This is a genomic window from Klebsiella sp. GN_Kp190, from assembly GCF_040061795.1.
Lineage (GTDB): Bacteria > Pseudomonadota > Gammaproteobacteria > Enterobacterales > Enterobacteriaceae > Klebsiella > Klebsiella michiganensis.
In genome coordinates this window covers 1-19,707 of the sequence record NZ_JBEAFN010000076.1, presented here as the reverse complement: position 1 = coordinate 19,707, position 19,707 = coordinate 1, and the positions used below count along the sequence as shown (strand labels likewise).

The 19,707-nt window shown below is 54.5% G+C and carries 17 protein-coding genes; 9 read left to right on the top strand and 8 right to left on the bottom strand.

The features are described 5' to 3' along the window. Nucleotides 1–191 precede the first annotated feature (191 nt). From ABLU67_RS27800 to ABLU67_RS27790, 3 genes are all read left to right on the top strand, one after another. Nucleotides 192–1,121 carry a dihydrodipicolinate synthase family protein gene (locus tag ABLU67_RS27800; RefSeq protein ID WP_004848004.1) on the top strand — a complete coding sequence of 310 codons (930 nt, stop codon included), beginning with the start codon at nt 192–194 and terminating at the stop codon, nt 1,119–1,121. Between the two features lie 142 nt (nt 1,122–1,263). Beyond that, nucleotides 1,264–2,112 (top strand): fumarylacetoacetate hydrolase family protein, encoded by an 849-nt coding sequence (locus tag ABLU67_RS27795; RefSeq protein WP_201993579.1) that lies wholly within the window; start codon nt 1,264–1,266, stop codon nt 2,110–2,112. A gap of 116 nt (nt 2,113–2,228) precedes the next feature. After that, nucleotides 2,229–3,518 carry an anaerobic C4-dicarboxylate transporter family protein gene (locus tag ABLU67_RS27790; RefSeq protein WP_004848008.1) on the top strand — a complete coding sequence of 430 codons (1,290 nt, stop codon included), beginning with the start codon at nt 2,229–2,231 and terminating at the stop codon, nt 3,516–3,518. Nucleotides 3,519–3,592: 74 nt separating this feature from the next. On the opposite strand, the gene ABLU67_RS27785 is transcribed toward ABLU67_RS27790, so the two are convergent. Further along, the gene (locus ABLU67_RS27785) at nt 3,593–4,960 is read right to left on the bottom strand and encodes a formimidoylglutamate deiminase (RefSeq protein ID WP_102803746.1); all 1,368 of its coding nucleotides are present in this window, start codon (nt 4,958–4,960) and stop codon (nt 3,593–3,595) included. A 102-nt stretch (nt 4,961–5,062) separates the two neighbouring features. Here ABLU67_RS27785 and hutC point away from each other — a divergent pair, with 102 nt between their 5' ends. After that, nucleotides 5,063–5,824 (top strand): histidine utilization repressor, encoded by a 762-nt coding sequence (gene hutC, locus ABLU67_RS27780; protein WP_049084227.1) that lies wholly within the window; start codon nt 5,063–5,065, stop codon nt 5,822–5,824. Then, nucleotides 5,821–6,378 (top strand): HutD family protein, encoded by a 558-nt coding sequence (locus ABLU67_RS27775; RefSeq protein ID WP_102803747.1) that lies wholly within the window; start codon nt 5,821–5,823, stop codon nt 6,376–6,378. Before hutC ends, ABLU67_RS27775 begins: the two co-directional genes overlap by 4 nt. A 33-nt stretch (nt 6,379–6,411) precedes the next feature. On the opposite strand, the gene ABLU67_RS27770 is transcribed toward ABLU67_RS27775, so the two are convergent. Genes ABLU67_RS27770 through ABLU67_RS27750 form a run of 5 tightly spaced genes read right to left on the bottom strand, consistent with a single transcriptional unit; the run spans nt 6,412 to nt 11,282 of the window. Next, on the bottom strand, nt 6,412–7,944 hold the full coding sequence (locus ABLU67_RS27770; RefSeq protein WP_348852621.1) for an aromatic amino acid ammonia-lyase: 1,533 nt from the start codon (nt 7,942–7,944) through the stop codon (nt 6,412–6,414). Between the two features lie 10 nt (nt 7,945–7,954). Next, nucleotides 7,955–8,830, bottom strand: coding sequence for an ABC transporter substrate-binding protein (locus ABLU67_RS27765; protein ID WP_185219604.1), 876 nt, complete (start codon nt 8,828–8,830; stop codon nt 7,955–7,957). Nucleotides 8,831–8,860: 30 nt separating this feature from the next. Continuing rightward, nucleotides 8,861–9,541, bottom strand: a complete 681-nt coding sequence (locus ABLU67_RS27760; RefSeq protein WP_122117065.1) for an ABC transporter permease — start codon at nt 9,539–9,541, stop codon at nt 8,861–8,863. A gap of 2 nt (nt 9,542–9,543) precedes the next feature. Next, nucleotides 9,544–10,188 (bottom strand): ABC transporter permease subunit, encoded by a 645-nt coding sequence (locus ABLU67_RS27755; protein ID WP_004848024.1) that lies wholly within the window; start codon nt 10,186–10,188, stop codon nt 9,544–9,546. Then, nucleotides 10,185–11,282, bottom strand: a complete 1,098-nt coding sequence (locus tag ABLU67_RS27750) for an ATP-binding cassette domain-containing protein (protein ID WP_109241007.1) — start codon at nt 11,280–11,282, stop codon at nt 10,185–10,187. The genes ABLU67_RS27755 and ABLU67_RS27750 overlap by 4 nt, the downstream gene beginning before the upstream one ends. Before the next feature lie 507 nt (nt 11,283–11,789). Here ABLU67_RS27750 and hutU point away from each other — a divergent pair. Genes hutU through hutG form a run of 4 tightly spaced genes read left to right on the top strand, consistent with a single transcriptional unit; the run spans nt 11,790 to nt 16,935 of the window. Further along, nucleotides 11,790–13,466: a urocanate hydratase gene (gene hutU / locus ABLU67_RS27745; protein WP_064378319.1), complete on the top strand. Its 1,677-nt coding sequence runs from the start codon at nt 11,790–11,792 to the stop codon at nt 13,464–13,466. Nucleotides 13,467–13,518: 52 nt separating this feature from the next. Beyond that, nucleotides 13,519–14,913 carry a cytosine permease gene (locus tag ABLU67_RS27740; protein WP_025107235.1) on the top strand — a complete coding sequence of 465 codons (1,395 nt, stop codon included), beginning with the start codon at nt 13,519–13,521 and terminating at the stop codon, nt 14,911–14,913. 11 nt (nt 14,914–14,924) lie between these two features. Continuing rightward, nucleotides 14,925–16,133 (top strand): imidazolonepropionase, encoded by a 1,209-nt coding sequence (gene hutI, locus ABLU67_RS27735; RefSeq protein WP_348852620.1) that lies wholly within the window; start codon nt 14,925–14,927, stop codon nt 16,131–16,133. Next, nucleotides 16,126–16,935 carry an N-formylglutamate deformylase gene (gene hutG / locus ABLU67_RS27730; RefSeq protein ID WP_014228071.1) on the top strand — a complete coding sequence of 270 codons (810 nt, stop codon included), beginning with the start codon at nt 16,126–16,128 and terminating at the stop codon, nt 16,933–16,935. Before hutI ends, hutG begins: the two co-directional genes overlap by 8 nt. 977 nt (nt 16,936–17,912) lie before the next feature. Here the strand turns inward: hutG and ABLU67_RS27725 are convergent. Then, nucleotides 17,913–18,110, bottom strand: a complete 198-nt coding sequence (locus ABLU67_RS27725) for a hypothetical protein (protein WP_074177979.1) — start codon at nt 18,108–18,110, stop codon at nt 17,913–17,915. Nucleotides 18,111–18,114: 4 nt separating this feature from the next. Beyond that, nucleotides 18,115–19,425, bottom strand: coding sequence for a glycosyltransferase (locus ABLU67_RS27720; RefSeq protein WP_348852619.1), 1,311 nt, complete (start codon nt 19,423–19,425; stop codon nt 18,115–18,117). Between the last annotated feature and the right edge of the window lie 282 nt (nt 19,426–19,707).

Below are 19,707 nucleotides of genomic sequence, written 5' to 3'. Positions count from 1 at the left end.
CGGATCTCATCCCGGATGCAGATCGCGGTTTAGTTTGTGATCTGCGTTGCATTTTTAACCAACATGGCGTTGACGGTTTTATTTTTGAGGTTCAATGTCAACGTCGTGAAAACGATTGCAGAAACGATTTCACTTCCGTTTCAAAGAATCGCTTAACCGTAAACAAATGCTTACTCATCAAGGGGATATTTATGATTAACATCGATCTGAGAGGTTTGACTCCGGCTCCGGTTACACCCTTCACTCGCGATGGACGCGTAGACTATGATGCCATTCAGCGCCTCGGCAGCTGGCTGGGCAGCATCGACGGGGTGAAAGGTCTGGTGGTGCTGGGACACGCAGGGGAGGGGACTTTTCTGACCCAGGAAGAGCAGGCGAATGTGATCCGCGCATTTGTGAAGTCCGTGGATGATAAGCTTCCGATTATTGCCGGCATCACCGGGGAAGGGACGGAAGTGGCTGCGCTGGAGGCGAAGCGCGCCGTTGCCGCCGGCGCATCCGCCGGTTTGCTCTATCCTTCCCACGGCTGGCTGCGCTTTGGCTATCAGGATGGCGCGCCTCAGGATCGCTACCGCGTGGTGTACGAAGAAAGCGGCCTGCCGCTGATTCTTTTCCAGTATCCGGATGTCACTAAAGCTACCTACAACCTGAAAACGCTGCTGGATATCTCCGCGCAGCCGGGCGTATTTGCCATGAAGAATGGCGTACGTAATATGCGCCGCTGGGATACCGAAATTCCGGTTATTCGCCGCGAGCGTCCGGATCTGCAAATCTTAAGCTGCCACGATGAATATCTGCTGCATACCGCCTTTGATGTGGATGGCTTCCTGGTCGGCTACGGCAATATCGCGCCTGAGCCGTTAATTGAAATGATTAAGGCGGGTAAAGCGGGCGATTACGTTAAAGCGCGTGAGCTGCACGACCGACTGCTGCCGGTGACCAAAAGCGTCTACCACCGCGGTTCGCACATGGAAGGTACCGTGGCCCTTAAACATGCTCTGGTTGCGCGCGGGATCCTTGAACATGCCACCGTTCGCTCTCCGCTGCTGCCGCTCGAAAATGGCGCTGAAAAAGAGATCCACGACGCCATGCGCGCCGCTGAGCTGGGCCGCGTCGGTTAATTTATTCTGCGTCTGTTGTTAATCCGCAATGCAGAGATATCGCTTACTGTATTGCGGATCATCGGTTACTTCGCCCCGGTATTTTTTGCTGCTCTTCATCATAACGTCGGGGCTTTCACCTCTGTATATTGCTGGGTGATTTATGAAACTATTAAGCTTTCGCGTTAATGATAAAAACAAATATGGCCTGGCGACCGCTGACGGCGTCATCGATCTGCAGGCGCGGTTTCCTCAATATGGCAGCCTGCTGGAATTTATACCGCATCTTCATCTTGTTGATACTCTGCCGCCGTCTGCGAAACAGGCGAACTATTCTTTCGACGAGATCGCTTTCCTGCCGGTCATTACTGAACCGAAAAAAATTATCTGCGCTGGCGTGAATTATCGCGATAAAAACGCTGCTGGTGACGAGAAGCCCTCTAACCCAGTGCTATTCATCCGCTTTGCGGATTCACAGACCGGGCATCTGGCACCGCTCCTCAAGCCGGAACGCAGCAATGAGTTTGACTATGAAGGCGAAATGGCGCTGGTGATGGGCCGTGGAGGACGCAATATACCAGAGCAGGAGGCGCTGCATTATGTTGCCGGCTACAGCTGCTATATGGATGGCTCCGTGCGCGACTGGCAGCATGCCTGCTTTACCGGCGGCAAAAACTGGCCAGCGACGGGCGGCTTCGGCCCCTGGCTGGTGACCGCGGACGCTATCCCCGACCCGCAAAATCTGAATATTACCACCCGACTGAATGGCCAGACGGTGCAGCAGGATAATACGGGCAGCATGTTGTATTCAATTGCCGAACTCATTGCGTATATCAGCACCTTCAGCGCGCTCTCTCCGGGGGATGTCATTCTGACCGGCACGCCCGGAGGCATCGGAAAAAAACGTACCCCGCCGCTCTTTATGCAGCCCGGGGACAGGGTGGAAGTCGAGATTGAGCAGATCGGATGCCTGATGAATAGCGTGCGCAGCGATGCCGCGGTAGCGCGATAAGTTATCGTTTTGTATCCAAAAACAGGGTGAGAGCGCGTTTGCCCGGCGGCCAGGACTTGCAGGCCATTTAATCATGTAAAGGGTTAATGCCGGACAGGGAGCGGTGGAGGCAATGTATGATATTGGTTCAGTTTCTGGTGGTGCTGCTGTTTCTGTACATCGGCATGCGGGTCGGGGGGATCGGCGTGGGGTTTGCCGGCGGCGCCGGCGTGATTGTCCTCAGCGCGCTCGGCGCCACGCCGGGTGATATGCCGATGCTGGTTATCGTATTTATCATGGTGGTGATCGTGGCGATTGCCGCCATGCAGGAGGCCGGCGGTATTGAATACCTTGTTGACCTCACCGAGCGCCTGCTGCGCCGTTATCCGCGATTGTTAGTCATCACCGCGCCGCTTTCCACCTGGCTATTAACCATGATGGCCAGCACCGGGCAGGTCTCTTTTGCCTGTATGCCGGTTATTGTCGGCGTGGCGAAAGAGAACAATATAAAACCCACCCGGGCGCTTGCTCTTTCGGTCGGCGCCTCTTTGCTGGGCATTGTGGCGTCGCCCATTTCTGCGGCGGTGATTTTCTTCTCGGGGATTCTGGAAAAGGGCCATTCTGGCTGGGGCTATATTGAGCTTATCGCGGTATCAATCCCGTCCACCTTTCTGGCGCTGCTGGTCACCTCCGTTTTTTACCTGTGCTGGGACAGGATCCGCCAGCAGGATCGGCTCAATGACAATCCGGTTCAGGTGCAGGCAAGGACTGCGCGGGCGATCCCGCCCTGCGCCGGTCGTTCGGTGCTGATTTTTATCGTCGGGCTGGTTGTGGTGCTGGTTTATGCGATTGTCACCAGTCCGAAACTCGGGCTGATTGCCCATCCGGTCATGAGCAGCGGACAGGCGCGGGTAGGGGTGATGATGGGCGTTGCGCTGCTGATTGTGGTGTGCTGCCGGGTTAACGTACACAAGGTCCCGTCCGGCTCGGTGTTTAAAACCGGGATGACCTCCTGCATCTGTATTCTCGGCGTCGCCTGGCTGGGTTCAACCTTTATGGACAGTAATCAACAGTGGTTGCAAAGCGCGGTCTCGTCACACTTGCTGGATTCGCCCATGATGCTGGCCATTATTATTATGGCGGCCTCATGCTTCTTGTATTCTCAGGCGGCTTCCACAAAAATTTTATTCCCCGCCGCGCTGAGTATGGGCGTTGCCCCGGCTATTTTGGTTGCCTGTTTCCCGGCAACGGCTTCTCTTTTTATTCTGCCAAACTATCCGACGCTGCTGGCGGCGGTAGAGCTGGATGATACCGGCTCCACCAGACTGGGCCGACATATTATCGATCACCCTTTTCTGCTGCCTGGCCTGGCATCGGTCCTGCTTTCAATGCTCTTCGCCGCGGGGCTGGCTTATTGGATTCAGTGAATCGCCTGAGGCTTTTACTTTGAATACCTCCGAAAACAAAACGGTTCACCGTCGGTGAACCGCTTTTTTCGATATCAGGCTGCAAGATCTTTCATCACCTGAATAAATGCCTGAGAGACAGATTCTTCTTTATGGTGATGCCCATCCTCAATCACCCAGCGTCCGCCAGTCATCACCGCGGTAATGGGATTAGATGAGCAGGCGAAGATCCAGCGGTTGAGCAGCATCTGGTCTTCTGCGCTGGCGATAAAGGGATTCTGGCTATCCAATACGACCAGATCGGCCCGATATCCTACGCTTAGCTGGCCAATGTTTTGGCCCAGCGCTCTGGCGCCGCCTCGTAGCGCCCCTTGATACAGCACGTTGCCGACGTGAGGCTCGCCTGGGACGATGAGCCGGTTGCGGCGCTGGGCTATCAGGCGCTGCCCGTATTCGAACCAGCGTAAATCCTCGCTGACGCTGACGCTAATGTGGCTGTCGGAACCAATTCCCCAGACGCCGTTATGCTCCAGATATTGTGGGCCAGGGAATATGCCATCGCCGAGATTGGCTTCGGTGGTCAGGCACAGGCCGGCCACCGCACCGGATGTGGCGATCTTCATCGTTTCCTGAGGCGTCAGATGAGTGGCGTGGATCAGGCACCAGCGCGAATCCACGGGGAGATGGTTGTACAGCCACTCCACCGGGCGCTCGCCGGACCAGGCCAGGCAGTCATCCACCTCTTTTTGCTGTTCAGCAATATGAATATGAATCGGCTGCTGGCCAGGATGGCAGGCCAGAATGGCGCCAATCTGCTCCGGCGTAACGGCCCGTAATGAGTGGAAGCACAGACCGGTACGCTGCATTGGCTCGCCGGCCAGCCGCGATGTGAGCGACTCGTACATTGTCAGATAGCTGTCGCTATCGTTGATAAAGCGGCGCTGTCCAACGGAGGGTGGCTGCGCGCCAAACCCGGCGTAACTGTACAGGACGGGCAGCAGCGTCAGGCCGATGCCGGTATGTTTCGCCGCGCTGGCGATACGCAGCGCTAATTCCGTCCGCTCTTTATAAGGCGCGCCGCTGCTGCTGTGATGCAGATAGTGGAATTCGGCGACCGAGGTGTACCCGGCTTTGAGCATTTCGATGTACAGATAGCTGGCGATGGTTTCCAGCTGTTCTGGCGTAATTTTATCTACCAGCCTGTACATCAGATCCCGCCAGGTCCAGAAGCTATCCGACGGATTTCCCGCCACCTCCGTTAACCCGGCCATCGCCCGCTGGAAGGCATGGGAGTGCAGGTTCGGCATACCCGGCACGACGACCCCTTTGATGCGCGTCGCCTGCGGATTCGGCGCTGCGTTCTTTTCCAGCGCGGTTATGATGCCTTCTTCGGACACGGTTATGCCGACATTATTTGCCCAGCCATCAGGCAACAGCGCTTTTTCTGCCAACCAGACTGCCATTTTACCACCTTATTATCAGTGCTAATGTATATACATGTACATATATATACATCTAACAGGTCATAGAGTAAACTGACAACGTCAGCATATGAGGAATGGTTAATGGCGCGTAACGACCTGTCAAATTCGGATTCCATGGATGAGTTACTTGAACATCCCGCCCCCTTTTATGAAAGGGTAAAGGCCATGATCAAAACCAAGATCCACAGCGGGGCATGGCCCGCGAATTACCGTGTTCCTTCTGAAAGCGAACTGGTCACGCTGTTTGGCTATAGCAGAATGACGATTAACCGCGCGTTGCGAGAGCTGACCGCGGAGGGCTTGCTGGTGCGGATGCAGGGGGTCGGTACTTTTGTCGCCGAAATTCGCGGCCAGTCGGCGCTGCTGGACATTAACAATATCGCTGACGAAATCGCCAGCCGTGGCCATCGCCACCACGCCAGAGTCTTCAGACTGACGGAAATCGAAGCCGATGCCCAGCAGGCGTTCAGCTTTGGCATGCAGCAGGGTTGCGGTCTGTACCATTCGCTGATTTGCCATTATGAAAATGGCGTACCGGTTATGCTGGAAGACCGACTGGTGAATATGCAGGTTGCGCCGGACTACCTGCAGCAGGATTTTACACGTATCACGCCGAACGCCTATCTCTCCTCAATTGCGCCGATTGTTGAAGGCGAACACGTTATTGAAGCGGTCAACGTCACGCGGGCCGAGTGTGTTTACCTGGAAATTGATGAACATACGCCTTGTCTGCTGGTCAATCGTCGGACGTGGACCGGCCGTCAGGAGAAGAAAATCGTCACCAGCGTGCGCCTGGTCTATCCCGGTCCGCGTTACCGCCTGGAAGGGAGCATGCGCAAATGATCCGTCTGCTCCCTGCCGGGTTGTATACGGAAATGCCCTGGAAAAACGGCCAGGGCGTGACGCGCGAAGTGGCCCGCTATCCGGAAGCGGGGGAATATGACTGGCGTATTTCCCTGGCGACCATTCGCCAGCCTGGTCCGTTCTCCGCATTTCCCGGCTACCTGCGCAATATCAGCGTGCTGGAAGGCGGCGGGATGTACCTGACAATCGATGGGCAGCGCAGCGCATTGATTGCGCCTTTCCAGGCGCTGGGGTTTAACGGCGCGAGCGGCGTATCCTGTGAGATTGTCGGCGGCCCGCTGCTGGATTTTAATGTGATTTACCGGGAAGCCGCTCTGCGGGCGACGGTGAGCTGGTGCGGGGCGGGGACGTGGTCGCATCAGGGCGGACTGCGGATATTGTTTAATGCCGGGCCCGCGTTGCGGGTGAGCATCGGCGACCAACGCTATTTACTGGAACATTACGACAGTCTGCTGGTGGATGAAGCGGTGGCGCTGGTTATCCAGGACTCTCCGGGCGCGCGTCTGGCCCGCATCACGCTGATTCCCCTTTAATCACGCCGCAGGCTCCTTCTGCGGCGCCTGTTGTCACTCCTCTTCGCACAATGCCTGCAGCATCGCGCTGAGTTCGCCCTGATGAATCAGGGCGCGTAGCGCATGTATATCGGGGTAGAGCAGCGTATCTTTATCCCGGAACGGCACCGCCTGACGCACTCTCTCCAGCGTCGCCTCGCTGCCCACGGCGGCACGCAGCGGGCGATGGAACTCCAGCGCCTGACAGGCGCACAGCAGTTCGATGGCGACGATGTCCACGGCGTTTTCTACCGCCTTAAGCGCTTTACGTGCGGCGGCTACTCCCATGCTGACATGATCTTCCTGACCGGCGCAGGTGGATACCGTGTGGATACTGGCCGGGCCGGCCAGACTGCGGTTATCGCCCGCCAGCGCAGCGGAGACGTAGGGTGGGATCATCATCCCGGAGTACCCCGAATCCGGCGAGATAAGAAAGGCCGGCAGCCCGCTGAGATGCGTATTGGTTATTCGGTCGCAACGGGCCTGGGAAGCGGTGCTCAACTGGGCAATCGCAACGGCCAGCGCATCCAGCGCCAGCGCCGTTGGCGCACCGTGACCGTTGCCCCCTGGCATCACGATAAGCCTGTCTTCTTCTACCAGAAACAGCGGATTATCGGTCACCGAATTGAGTTCGATGGTCATAATCTGCCGACAGTGGGCCAGCTGGTCGCGCACCGCGCCGTGGATCTGGGGGATACAGCGTAAACTAAGCGCGTCCTGAACCCGGTGGTCGCGATAACGCGCCAGGATCTCGCTGCCTTTTAGCAGGCGGCGCAGGTTTTGCGCGGTTTCCTGCTGTCCGGGATGAGGGCGCAGGGCGTGCAGGCGGGCATCGTAGCCGCGCGTATTGCCCCGCATGGCCTCGAGGCACATCCCGCCCGCCATATCGGCGACGGGGAGCAGACGCTGGAAATCCGCCACGGCCAGGCAGCCCAGCGCGGTGATCTCATAGGTACCGCCGACCAACGCGTGACCCTCTCTGGGGCCGGGAACATAGGGCGGGATACCCGCCCGCGTCAGCGCCTGTTGCGCCGGCAGCAGTTCTCCCTGATACCAGCATTTGCCCTCGCCGAAGACCGCAAGGCCGATATGGGCGGTGGCAATCAGGTAACCGACGGAGCCGCCGGCGGGTGACCACGGCGTGACCTGACGGTTCAACATATCGGCGATACGCTGCGCCAGCGCCGGGGTAACGCCGCTGTATCCCTGCAGCAGGGATTTTAACGTCACCGCCATCATGGCCCGCACTTCACGCACCGTCAGGTCCGGACCGACTCCGCAGGCGTGGCTGCGCAGCATATTCAGCTGAGTATCCGTCATCCTGTCCGGGGAAAGCCGGGTGGTGACCAGATCGCCGACGCCGGTCGTCAGCCCGTAGATTATCTGGCCTTGTTCAATGGCGCGCTGAATACGGCTGCTGACCCGCGCCATATTATCCAGCGCCGCCTTCTCCAGCGCGATCGGCGCGCCGTCGGCAATCCGCACTATCTCATCCACAGTACCCGGTGCCTGCCCGAGGGTAATGCTGCCGTTCAGAGGAGTTGTCATGTCTGCGACCTTATTGGCTAAATCCGTGTTTTACCAGCCACTGATGCGCGATATCGTCGATGCTGACAAATTCGGCAATTTGCTCGTTCATGTCGATCAGATCTTCAGTCGTTAGCTGAGCAGAGACTTTGTTCAGCGTGGTGGTCACGGCGTCATTCAGCGCTTCACTGGCGACGATTGGCACAATATTTTGCGCCGCGAACAGATGTTTTGTGTCTTCCAGCACGACAAGGCTATCTTTTTTGATTGCTGGCGAGGTTGAAAGCAGATCGGCGACCTGGACCTGGTTATTTTTCATGGCGCTGAGCGTCAGCGGCCCGCCGACGTCCAGCACTTTAAAACTCTTAAAGTTCAGCCCGTACACGTCGCGCAGGCCGGAGAGCCCCTCATGGCGGGTTTTCCATTCCGCCGGGCCGCCCAGCACCAGCTGGCTGGCAACAGGCTGTAAATCGGCGATGGTTTTCAGTTTATATTTATCGGCGGTTTTCTGCGTCACGGCCAGAACGTCGATATCCTGAGCCTGGGAGATCTGCAACATTTTAACTTTCTCCGGCAGCTTAGCGGCCAGCTCTCTGGCGACGTCCTCACTACCGTGTGCCGCATTTTTCGCATCCAGATAGCTCAACAGCGCGCCGCTGTATTCCGGGATCAGCGTGATGGAGCCGTCCAGCAGCGCCGGGATATACACTTCGCGGCTGCCGATGTTCAGCTTTTTCTCCACCGGGATGTTTTGCGCTTCTAACGCACCCGCATAAATGGTGCCCAGCAGTTGGCTTTCCGGGAAGTCTGCAGAACCGACAATGACTTTCGGCGCGGCCCAGGCCGATGAGGTCGCCGACAGCAGCAGCGCTGAACACAGCGTCAAAACACGTTTTTTCATATTCATTGAGGTATCCTTTTGAGCAGTGGAATGAGGTTATGGGTTTTTAATACGCCGGGTAATACCGGGTGAAACGACTATTTTTTGCGAGAAAGAGAACAAGCAGTCGATCAGTAAAGCCAGTAGCGCCACCAGCATGGCGCCGGCGATCATCTGGCTGAAATCGTTCGCCGCGCGTCCGTCAATAATCAGACGTCCGAATCCCCCCAGCGAGACATAGGCTGCGATGGTGGCGGTGGAAATAATCTGCAACGTGGCGCTGCGCACGCCGGAGAGGATCAGCGGAAGCGCGCAGGGCAACTCCACCTGTAGCAGGATCTGCAGCCGCGTCAGCCCCATGCCGCGAGCGGCATCAAGGACATAGGGATCGAGCGCGCGAATACCCGCATGTACACCCAGCGCAATCGGCGGGAGCGCCAGCGCCACCAGCACCAGAATACAGGGCAGAATAAAGGCCATATCGGACTCAAACTCGCCGGAAAGTAAAATCACCAGCAGAATAATCAGCCCAAATGAGGGCAGGGAGCGCAGGGCGTTGGTGGTACCGATGAGCAGGCCTTCCCCTTTACCGGTATGGCCGGTGTAGCAGCCGACGGGAAACGCGATGATAAAGGCGATCGCCAGAGCGACAGCGCTATAGCTGATATGCTGCGCCAGAAGGGGGAAAATGCCGCCCTCACCAAACCAGTGGATGGGATCCATAAACCAGGTAAGCATAATTATCCTCTCTGAGGTTGCCAGCGGCTGAGTTGACGAGTGGCGTAAACCACCAGCATATCCAGCAGCAGCGCCAGAATGATGCTGAGCGCGATCCCGGCGATGATGGGCGTCAGAAATTGCAGCTGGAAGCCCAGGGTAAACAGCGAGCCGAGCTGCGGTGCGCCGATTAATGCCGCGACGGAAACGATACTGACGTTAGACACCACGGCAACGCGCAGGCCGGAACCAATCACCGGCACGGCCAGCGGCAGGTCGATCTGGAAAAACTGCTGAGCGGGTTTATACCCGAGCGCTGCCGCGGACTGACGGGTATCGGCCGATACGGAGTCCAGCCCGTCGCAGACGGTGCGAACCAGTAGCGCAAAGCTGTAGATGGTCAGTGCGACCACAACATTAATGGGGTCCAGAATCTGCGTGTGGAGCAGCGGGGGCAGCAGCACAAACAGCGCCAGGGAGGGAATGGTATAGAGTAGGCCAAACAGGTTAACGATCGCCGACTTGACCGATGGCAGGTGGTGAATGCCCCAGCCTACAGGGATCGCCAGAATTAACCCTATCACTACCGGCACAATTGCGAGATAGCTGTGCCAGAGAAACAGGTTGAAGATTTTATCGCTCTGCGCCCATAGCCAATCGAATCTCATGCTCCCTCCTGGTGCGTGGATTTACACATGTCGAGTACTTGATCGAGGTGGATGGTCCCCTGCGGGATTTGCCGTTCATCGACGATCACGGCCCGGTGGTTGGGCGAGCTCAGCGCAGCGTCCAGCAAATGGCGCAACGGGCTCCCCTGCTGGTGGAACGTCGCCCCCAGATTGATGTTGTCGTGGGTAATTGCTGTTGCCGGCTGATGGGTGTCGAACCAGCCAAACGCTTTGCCGTTTTGGGTAACCAGCAGCCAGCGGTCGATGGCCATCTCTTTGGCCTGCTCGAAGGAACAATCCAGCTCGGCATAGGGCTCGTCGCGTAACCCGGTTTCTGTGTCGGCGGCGTGGAAACTCAGTTTGCGATAGCCTCTGTCTTTGCCGATAAAGTCCGCCACAAAGGCGTTTTGCGGCGTATTGAGCAGTTCGCCTGGAGAGGCCATCTGCGCCAGCTTGCCGCCAGGTTTAAGTACCGCGACCAGGTCGCCGAGCTTCATGGCTTCATCAATATCGTGAGTGACCATAATGATGGTTTTGCTCACCTCTTTCTGAATACGCAAAAACTCTTCCTGCAGCTGTTCGCGGACCACCGGGTCGACCGCGCTGAACGGTTCGTCCATCAACATAAACTCCGGGTCTGCCGCCAGGGCGCGGGCAACGCCCACGCGCTGCTGCTGGCCTCCGGAAAGCTGCCAGGGGAAGCGTTTGGCGATTTGCGGATCCAGACCGACGACTTCCAGTAATTCCCCGGCCCTTGCTCTGGCTTTACTTTTGGCGGCGCCGTTGAGAATCGCGGTGGTGGCAATGTTGTCGATAATGTTTTTGTGGGGGAATAAACCTGCATTTTGAATGACATAGCCAATACGGCGGCGCAGTTGCACGATATCCATTTGCTCGGTGGCTTCGCCGTTAAGCAGGATCCGGCCCGATGACGGTTCCACTAACCGGTTAATCATCCGCAGTGAGGTGGTTTTTCCACAGCCCGAAGGGCCGACAAATACCGTAATTTTGCCACCCGGCGCTACCAGGCTAAGGCCATCTACTACGACCGAACCGTTGTCGTAGTGCTTAGTCACATTCTGGAAGGTAATCATCTTCACGCCTCTGATTGTTGTGTGTGGTGTTCCCGAATGCAGGGGAGTCACGCGACAAAATGCTGCTATGTATAATCTTGTATGTACAACTAGCAAAACTTGTGCCACTGCCAGAGGGATATGCAATGAGATGGTTATTTAGTTAATTTAAAACAATTGCTTATAGTCTATTTGCGTTATCTGGCACTGCCGTCTATGGCGAGATAAGAAGTCATGACGAGATAGAAAATGCACTAGTGTTATCTTTTTGTGATGTTTTAGTGCACAAAAATAAGGCGAAGAGCTGTATTTTTGCACCAAAATGGCCCATCATCACGGTGTGTTCACGAGTGTATAGCGCAGTATGTCCTTCTGTTTTTATGTTAATTTGTTGAATTTTATTGGTTTTATAAATTAATTTCTAACCTGGCATCCAATATGCTTATCATGTATATACAATTAAAATGCAAATAACAAAACTAACAATTAATTAACATATGACAGGTAACGGATAAGAAGGTAAAGCGCATGAGTAAACAAGCAACCCGTTTTCGCGATGTTGAAATCAGAGCCCCGCGAGGCACTAAGCTGAACGCAAAAAGTTGGTTCACAGAGGCGCCGCTGCGCATGCTGATGAACAACCTGGATCCTGATGTCGCCGAAAATCCAAAAGAGCTGGTGGTGTACGGCGGTATTGGCCGGGCGGCCCGCAACTGGGAATGCTACGACAAGATCGTTGAGACCCTGAAGCAGCTCAATGATGATGAAACGCTGTTGATCCAGTCCGGCAAACCGGTGGGGGTTTTCAAAACCCACGACAACGCCCCGCGGGTGCTGATCGCCAACTCCAACCTCGTACCGCACTGGGCAAACTGGGAGCACTTCAACGAGCTTGATGCACAAGGTCTGGCGATGTACGGGCAAATGACGGCAGGCTCATGGATCTACATCGGCAGCCAGGGCATTGTTCAGGGCACTTACGAAACGTTTGTGGAAGCCGGGCGCCAGCACTATAACGGTAGCCTGCGCGGACGCTGGGTGCTGACTGCGGGCCTGGGGGGGATGGGCGGCGCCCAGCCGCTGGCCGCAACCCTGGCGGGAGCCTGTTCGCTGAATATTGAATGCCAGCAGTCGCGTATCGACTTCCGTCTGCGTACCGGTTATGTCGATGAGCAGGCCAGCGATCTGGATGACGCCCTGACCCGCATCGCCCGCTATACCGCAAAAGGAGAAGCGGTATCCATCGCGCTGCATGGCAACGCGGCGGAAATTTTACCGGAGCTGGTCAGACGTGGCGTGCGCCCGGATATGGTGACCGACCAGACCAGCGCACACGATCCCCTCAACGGTTATCTGCCGCTGGGCATGAGCTGGGAAGACTACCGCGCTCGCGCGCAGTCCCACCCGGTGGAGACGATCAACGCGGCGAAATCCTCAATGGCCGAACACGTTAAAGCCATGCTCGCCTTCAGGCAGCAGGGCATTCCCACCTTCGATTACGGCAACAACATCCGCCAGATGGCGAAAGAGATGGGGGTGGAAAACGCTTTTGACTTCCCAGGCTTTGTTCCCGCCTATATTCGTCCGCTGTTCTGCCGGGGGATTGGCCCATTCCGCTGGGCGGCGCTTTCCGGCGATCCGCAGGATATCTACCGCACCGACGCGAAAGTTAAAGCGCTGATACCCGATGACGAACACCTCCACCACTGGCTGGATATGGCCAGAGAGCGCATCAGCTTCCAGGGGCTGCCGGCCCGGATCTGCTGGGTCGGCCTGGGACAGCGCGCCCGGCTGGGCCTGGCGTTTAACGAAATGGTCCGCAGCGGCGAGCTGTCGGCACCGATCGTGATCGGCCGCGATCATCTTGACTCCGGCTCCGTTGCCAGCCCTAACCGCGAAACGGAAGCGATGCAGGACGGCTCCGACGCGGTGTCCGACTGGCCGTTGCTGAACGCGCTGCTGAATACCGCCAGTGGCGCGACCTGGGTTTCCCTGCACCATGGCGGCGGCGTAGGGATGGGCTTCTCCCAGCACTCCGGCGTCGTCATTGTATGCGACGGCAGCGATGAAGCGGCGGAGCGCATCGCCCGGGTGCTGAGCAACGACCCGGCCACCGGTGTGATGCGCCATGCGGATGCGGGTTATGACATCGCGATTGAATGCGCCAGAGAGCAAGGACTCAACTTGCCAATGATTGCGGACTAATTTCTCCGGCGAAGGGGGCAATGTATCCCCTTCGCCTCACCGGAGTGCTGCCATGAATAATAACAACACAACATACATCGAAACACGTTCTATTGAACCCATCCCTGACGGTGAACGCCACGGTAGCATTTTTAGCCAGTTCACCCTGTGGCTGGGGGCTAACCTGCAAATCACCGCCATGGTCACTGGCGCATTAACTATTGTATTCGGCGGGGATGTTTTCTGGTCGCTGGCCGGTCTTATGCTGGGGCAGATTGCCGGTGGGATTGTGATGGCATTGCATGCCGCGCAAGGGCCGCAGCTGGGGATACCACAGATGATCAGCAGCCGGGTACAGTTCGGCGTCTACGGCGCCTGCCTGCCGATTCTGCTGGTCTGCCTGATGTACCTTGGCTTTATCGCCACCGGGGCGGTGCTGTCCGGCCAGGCGATCTCAGCGGTTTTCCATACTACGGAAACCAGCGGCATTCTGCTTTTTGCTGCCGCCACGCTGGTTATCGCCTATGTCGGCTATCGTTTGATCCACCTGTTGGGTAAGCTGGCGAGCCTGGTGGGGATTATCGCGTTTATCTACCTGCTGTGGAAAATCAGTTCCTTTCCGGCTATTGGCGACCTGCTGAGTATCCGACCCTTTAGCTGGAGTACGTTTTTAACCGCCACCGGCCTTGCGGCTTCCTGGCAGATCACCTTTGGCCCCTATGTTGCCGATTATTCCCGCTATCTGCCGCGCAGCACCTCTCCCGGGAAGGTCTTTTTCGCCGTCGGGAGCGGTTCGGTGATTGGCGCGCAAATCGCCATGACCGTCGGGGTGCTGGCTGCCGCTCTCTCTCAGGGAAAACTGGTCGGTCATGAGGTGGACTATATCGTCGGCCTGGGCGGCACCGGCGCGATTGCCACGCTGTTATATCTGAGCATCGCGTTTGGTAAACTGACGATCAATACCCTGAATGCCTACGGCAGCCTGATGTGCCTGGCGACGGTGTACAGCTGCGGGAAGCAGCGAGTGCGCGTAAGCCAGTCGGTACGTCTGCTGGTGCTGGCGATGATTATTACCCTGGCGACCGCTATCGCGATTATCGGGCAACACTCTTTCCTGTCGGCTTTTAAATCCTTCCTGTTGTTCCTGTTGACTTTCTTTACACCGTGGAGCGCGATTAACCTGGTGGATTACTATTTCTTCAACCATCAGGCGATAGACATGGAGGCGCTGAACGATCCGAACGGGAAATATCGGGCGTGGAATGTGACGGGGCTCGGGGTTTATCTCGTTGGAGTGGCGGTACAGACGCCGTTTATTGATAGTGGATTCTATTCCGGCCCATTCGTGAAGATGCTGGGCGGTATCGATATCTCCTGGCTTATTGGGCTGGCGCTACCGGCGGGGCTCTACTATGTCCTGCGCAAAGCGCAGTCCGCAGCGGCGGCTGGCGCCGCCATCAGTCGTTAAAGGAGAGCGCCATGTATACCCTTTGGCACCACTGCCGGATCGCCACCATGGCCGCAGGGCATTATCAGTTGCTTGACGATGGCGCGATGCTGACCGACGGCGCAGTGCTGTTATGGGTCGGGAACCGGGCAGAATTGCCGGACTTGCCCGTTGCGCAGCGGGTGGATTTGCAGGGCAGGGTGGTCACGCCGGGACTGGTGGATTGTCATAGCCACGCGGTGTTTGGCGGCGACCGGGCCCGGGAATTTGAAATGCGTCTCAACGGGGCGAGCTATGCGGAGATCGCGGCTGGCGGAGGCGGGATCGCCAGTACAGTCAACGCCACGCGACAGGCCAGCGAAAGCCAGTTGCTGGAGAGCGCGCGGCAGCGTATCCGGGAGCTGTGCCGGGACGGCGTAACGGCGCTGGAGATCAAATCCGGCTACGGCCTGGATCTGGCTAACGAACGTAAAATGCTGCGGGTGATCCGCCGTTTAGGCGACACATTGCCGCTGACCGTGCGCAGTACCTGCCTTGCGGCCCATGCGGTGCCCGTCGAGTATCAGGAGCGGGCGGATGCCTGGATTGACTATATTTGCGAACGACTGCTGCCGGAACTGCATCAGGAAGGGCTGGTGGATGCGGTGGATGCGTTCTGCGAACACCTGGCATTTTCGCCCTCGCAAGTGGAGCGGGTCTTTCAGAAAGCCCGGGAGCTGGGGCTGCCAGTGAAGCTCCATGCTGAACAGCTAACGCTACAGCATGGGGCGGCGTTGGCCGCTCGCTACCATGCGCTGTCGGCGGATCATCTGGAATATTTGTGCGAAGAAGATATCGCCGCAATGGCACGCCATGGGACGGTGGCGGTGCTGCTGCCGGGCGCCTATTACTTCCTGCGTGAGAAACAGCTACCGCCGCTGGATCTGCTGCGTCAGTACCGGGTGCCGATTGCCCTCGCCAGCGATTTAAATCCCGGCACCTCGCCGGTGTTGTCCCTGCGTCTGATGATGAATATGGCCTGTACGCTATTCCGCATGACGCCGGAAGAGGCGTTGGCTGGCGTGACGCTTAACGGCGCGAAGGCGCTGGGGCTGGATACAGTTTGTGGTTCTCTGGAAGCCGGAAAAGAGGCCAGCTTCGTGGCGTGGGATATCGCTCATCCGGCGGAGCTAAGCTACTGGCTGGGAGGCTCCCTTTCGAAACAGGTGATTTATCAAGGTAAGGAGGTTTATTGTGATTAAGGCGTTTGATTTGCAGCAGGGGAACCTGCCGCTTCTGGTCAGTATGCCCCACCCGGGAACGTTATTAACCCCCGAAGTCGCCCAGGGGCTCACGCCGAGGGCGAAGCGTCTGGAAGATACCGACTGGCATATTCCCTTGCTCTATCAGACCATCGCGGACATGGGGGCCAGCACGTTATGCGCCCGCTATTCCCGCTATGTGGTGGATATCAATCGCCCGGCGGATGATAAACCGCTTTACAGCACGGCGACAACCGGGCTGTTTACCGATATCTTTTTTGACGGCGAAGCCCTGTTCGTGCCGGGCGGTGCGCCTGACGCGGCGGCGAAGGACGCGATCCTAAAACAGGTCTGGCAGCCTTATCACCAGGCGCTTGCCGCTGAACTGGCACGCCTGCGTGAGAAATTTGGCTATGCTCTGTTGTGGGATGCGCACTCGATCAAATCCGTGGTGCCGCGCTTGTTTGAAGGGCGGCTGCCGGATCTGAACTTTGGTACGGCGGACGGCGCCAGCTGTTCGACGCAGCTCAGCCAGGCGCTGCTGGCAAGCTGCAATGCGTTCCCGCAGTATAGCCGGATACTCAATGGCCGCTTTAAGGGCGGATATATCACCCGTCACTATGGCGATCCCGCCAACCATATCCATGCTGTTCAGCTAGAAATGGCCCAGTGCTGCTATATGGATGAGGAGAGCTTTGCTTATCTTCCGGAGAAAGGGCAGCAGGCGCAACAACTGCTGGAGAGGTTGATTAATACTGCGTTGCAGTGGGGACGAGAGCAGTACGGCGAGCCCGGAATGTGAACGCGTATATTGAAAAGCTGAAGACACAGGCATCCAAAAAGTCTGTAAAACAGCCGAAGGCGATAAGAAAGGTCAAATAAAGCGACGCCTTACCGCCTGCCTGACTTCTTCTGAAGAGAGGGGGAATGCGGGCCGTTAGCGGACCCCCCTTATATCTCCGTCTTTCTGAACTGCCCCCCCTTTCCTTGCGGAAAGGGGCTTTTCACAATACCAGGACTGAGCGGGATTCATGAACCGTCTTCTGCAGGACGTGAGGCGGTCCCACTTGCTTTCCTCATCGCCTGGCTGTATTGCCAGGTGGAAACAGAAAACCAGGAATCTTCGGGTGATTCAGCTTCTGTTAGGTCATAAGAAACTGGAAAGCACAGTCCGTTATCTGGGCATTGAAGTCGATGATGCGTCAGGGATTTCTGAATCGATAGAGGTCTAAGGTTGTCAGGGCTGCAACAGCAGCTCTGTGCCAGGAACGGACATTGCTTATATTTGCCTGTATAGGCCCCAATAGACAAGTATATCACTCAGGCGCTGCTCGTTTGACGAAAGCGAAATCAAACGCTGGAAAAGTGACTATGGAGAAATCCGGGTTTATATGGAAAAACAGCCTGTCGACGAAATCGATATCATGGAGTTCGATGCTGATTTTCATACCTGTAATATTCCAGATCACCGTGTAGCCTTCTTGCCAGAATATCCAAAGATGCCGATGTCAACGACCTGAAACATCATGGCGCGGAGGACTATTACGCTGTAATGAATGATGCCATTGAATGGATACGACAGGAAGTGAAGGATCTCAGTCAAAAATAATCAACACACAAAAAATTTGCTAGCGAAAGTACATCTGAAACAAGGTTAGCATCTTAACAGCCCCAGTGAAGCACTCCCACAGGAGTGCTTCACTCACAAGTAATAATCCACTATCAACTGTTTTTTCACTAAACGAGTGAATAAGGCAAATAAATTGAGAATGAACTTGATTAATCTTCTTCCCGATAAAGTTCAGACTTACATTTTCTGCAAATCACTCTTCTACGATTATCTACAGGATGAATTAATCCAACATTGAGCAAATCATCAGAGCCACATTTATAGCATGACAGTGACTTCAAATTATATTTTTTTAAATATTCCTCTTTTGTAGGAATCTGTTTCCAATAATATATCAGTCCGCGCATATAATTACTCCTTAAAGATATCCAACATGTTGAAATTTGTGAAACCGTCGATACAGCCTAAAGGGAATTCTTGTCTAATAAAAAAGAAATACTTTTTAGCAAGATCAAAGGATTTTAACATTATCAAACATCGACATATTATTTCATCCAAATGCATCCCATTAAAATTAATTATACTATTACCAAAACTGAGTTTATTATTTTTAAAGGCGATAACATCGTTTAAAACAGTTAAAGGTTCTTCACCACATCTCAAAAGAACCAGACACTTGAAATAGAACAAATCAGGATCGTTGCTATAACTAGATTGGTAACGCTTAAAGAGTGCAAAAAACTCATCAAAAAGATTATTAACATAATAATAAATCATTATTGAGACAAGCAAGTCTTTTTCATAACCGCTTAACCCAGCATCAGAGCATTTATCCAATACTGACCTGGCAAGCAACAACGATTTCTTATCAAAAAAAGATAACAAATTTTCTCTTGAATAGTAAAATTGATATTTTAAATTATCAGGTTGTTCTTCCAATGCTAATGATAGAATACGTAAATCACGAGTGATTTTCTTTCTTTTCAAATCAAAATCATAACCACTATGTATTATCTTTATTTTGATACACAGTCGAATGTCTTTATAATCATTATCTCTAAATAATTCTTCATGTATTCTATCTTTATATTTAAAATTAGATTCTTTCAAAAAAAAACGACCCACAGTCCAAGATATTGTATTAGTGCCATTTATAATCATTGGACATAAAAAACAACTTAGTATATGATTATAATTAGACAAATGATTTAACAAGTAAAACAAAGAATTGATCTCAACATCATCAATATATTCATCCGCATCAAAAAAACAGCACCACCCTGATTTAACAAAACTTAATGCATAATTTCTCACGATTGAAAAATCATCACACCATGCGAAATCTTTCAAAAGTAGGTTAGAATTTTCAGCCTGCACCTTCTTGAGTAGATTGAAAGTAGAGTCAGTTGAACCTGTATCCACAACGATGACATAATCAAATGCTTGCAAAAGTGGTTTAATATTTTTCTCAATTACTTTTTCTTCATTCTTGCAGATCATAAGAGCGGTAAATGTATGCTCAATTACATCCAAACGGGTATAAATTAGGTCCTCTGAAGGAAATATTCCGGCTAAATTTGTTTCATCCTCCTTTGGAGGCTCAAGGACAAGCATATCCAATGCTTTTTTTCTGTTTAATACTTTTGTTTGGATAACACCATTAGAATCTCTAAGAAGATGTTCCAAAAAATTCCTTGAGAAAAACAGATCATCGATAAGCATATTCATTCACCATTAAAATGCATCTGGCATTAAGCCTGATGCATTAATTATTATGAAGCGTTATGCACCGCTTGGTCGACCACCATTGGCTGAACCAGCGCCAGAACCAGAGCTTGTCCAGCCACTAATGATAGGACCGCAAGTACAACCAACGGGATATGCAGCACATGCTGCATTTGACCCTGGCCCAAATTCAGTGCAGTGCTAAATCAGAGATCCTCGTCTTTCTGACCCTGGCCCAAATTCAGTGCAGTGCTAAATCAGAGATCCTCGTCTTTCCGG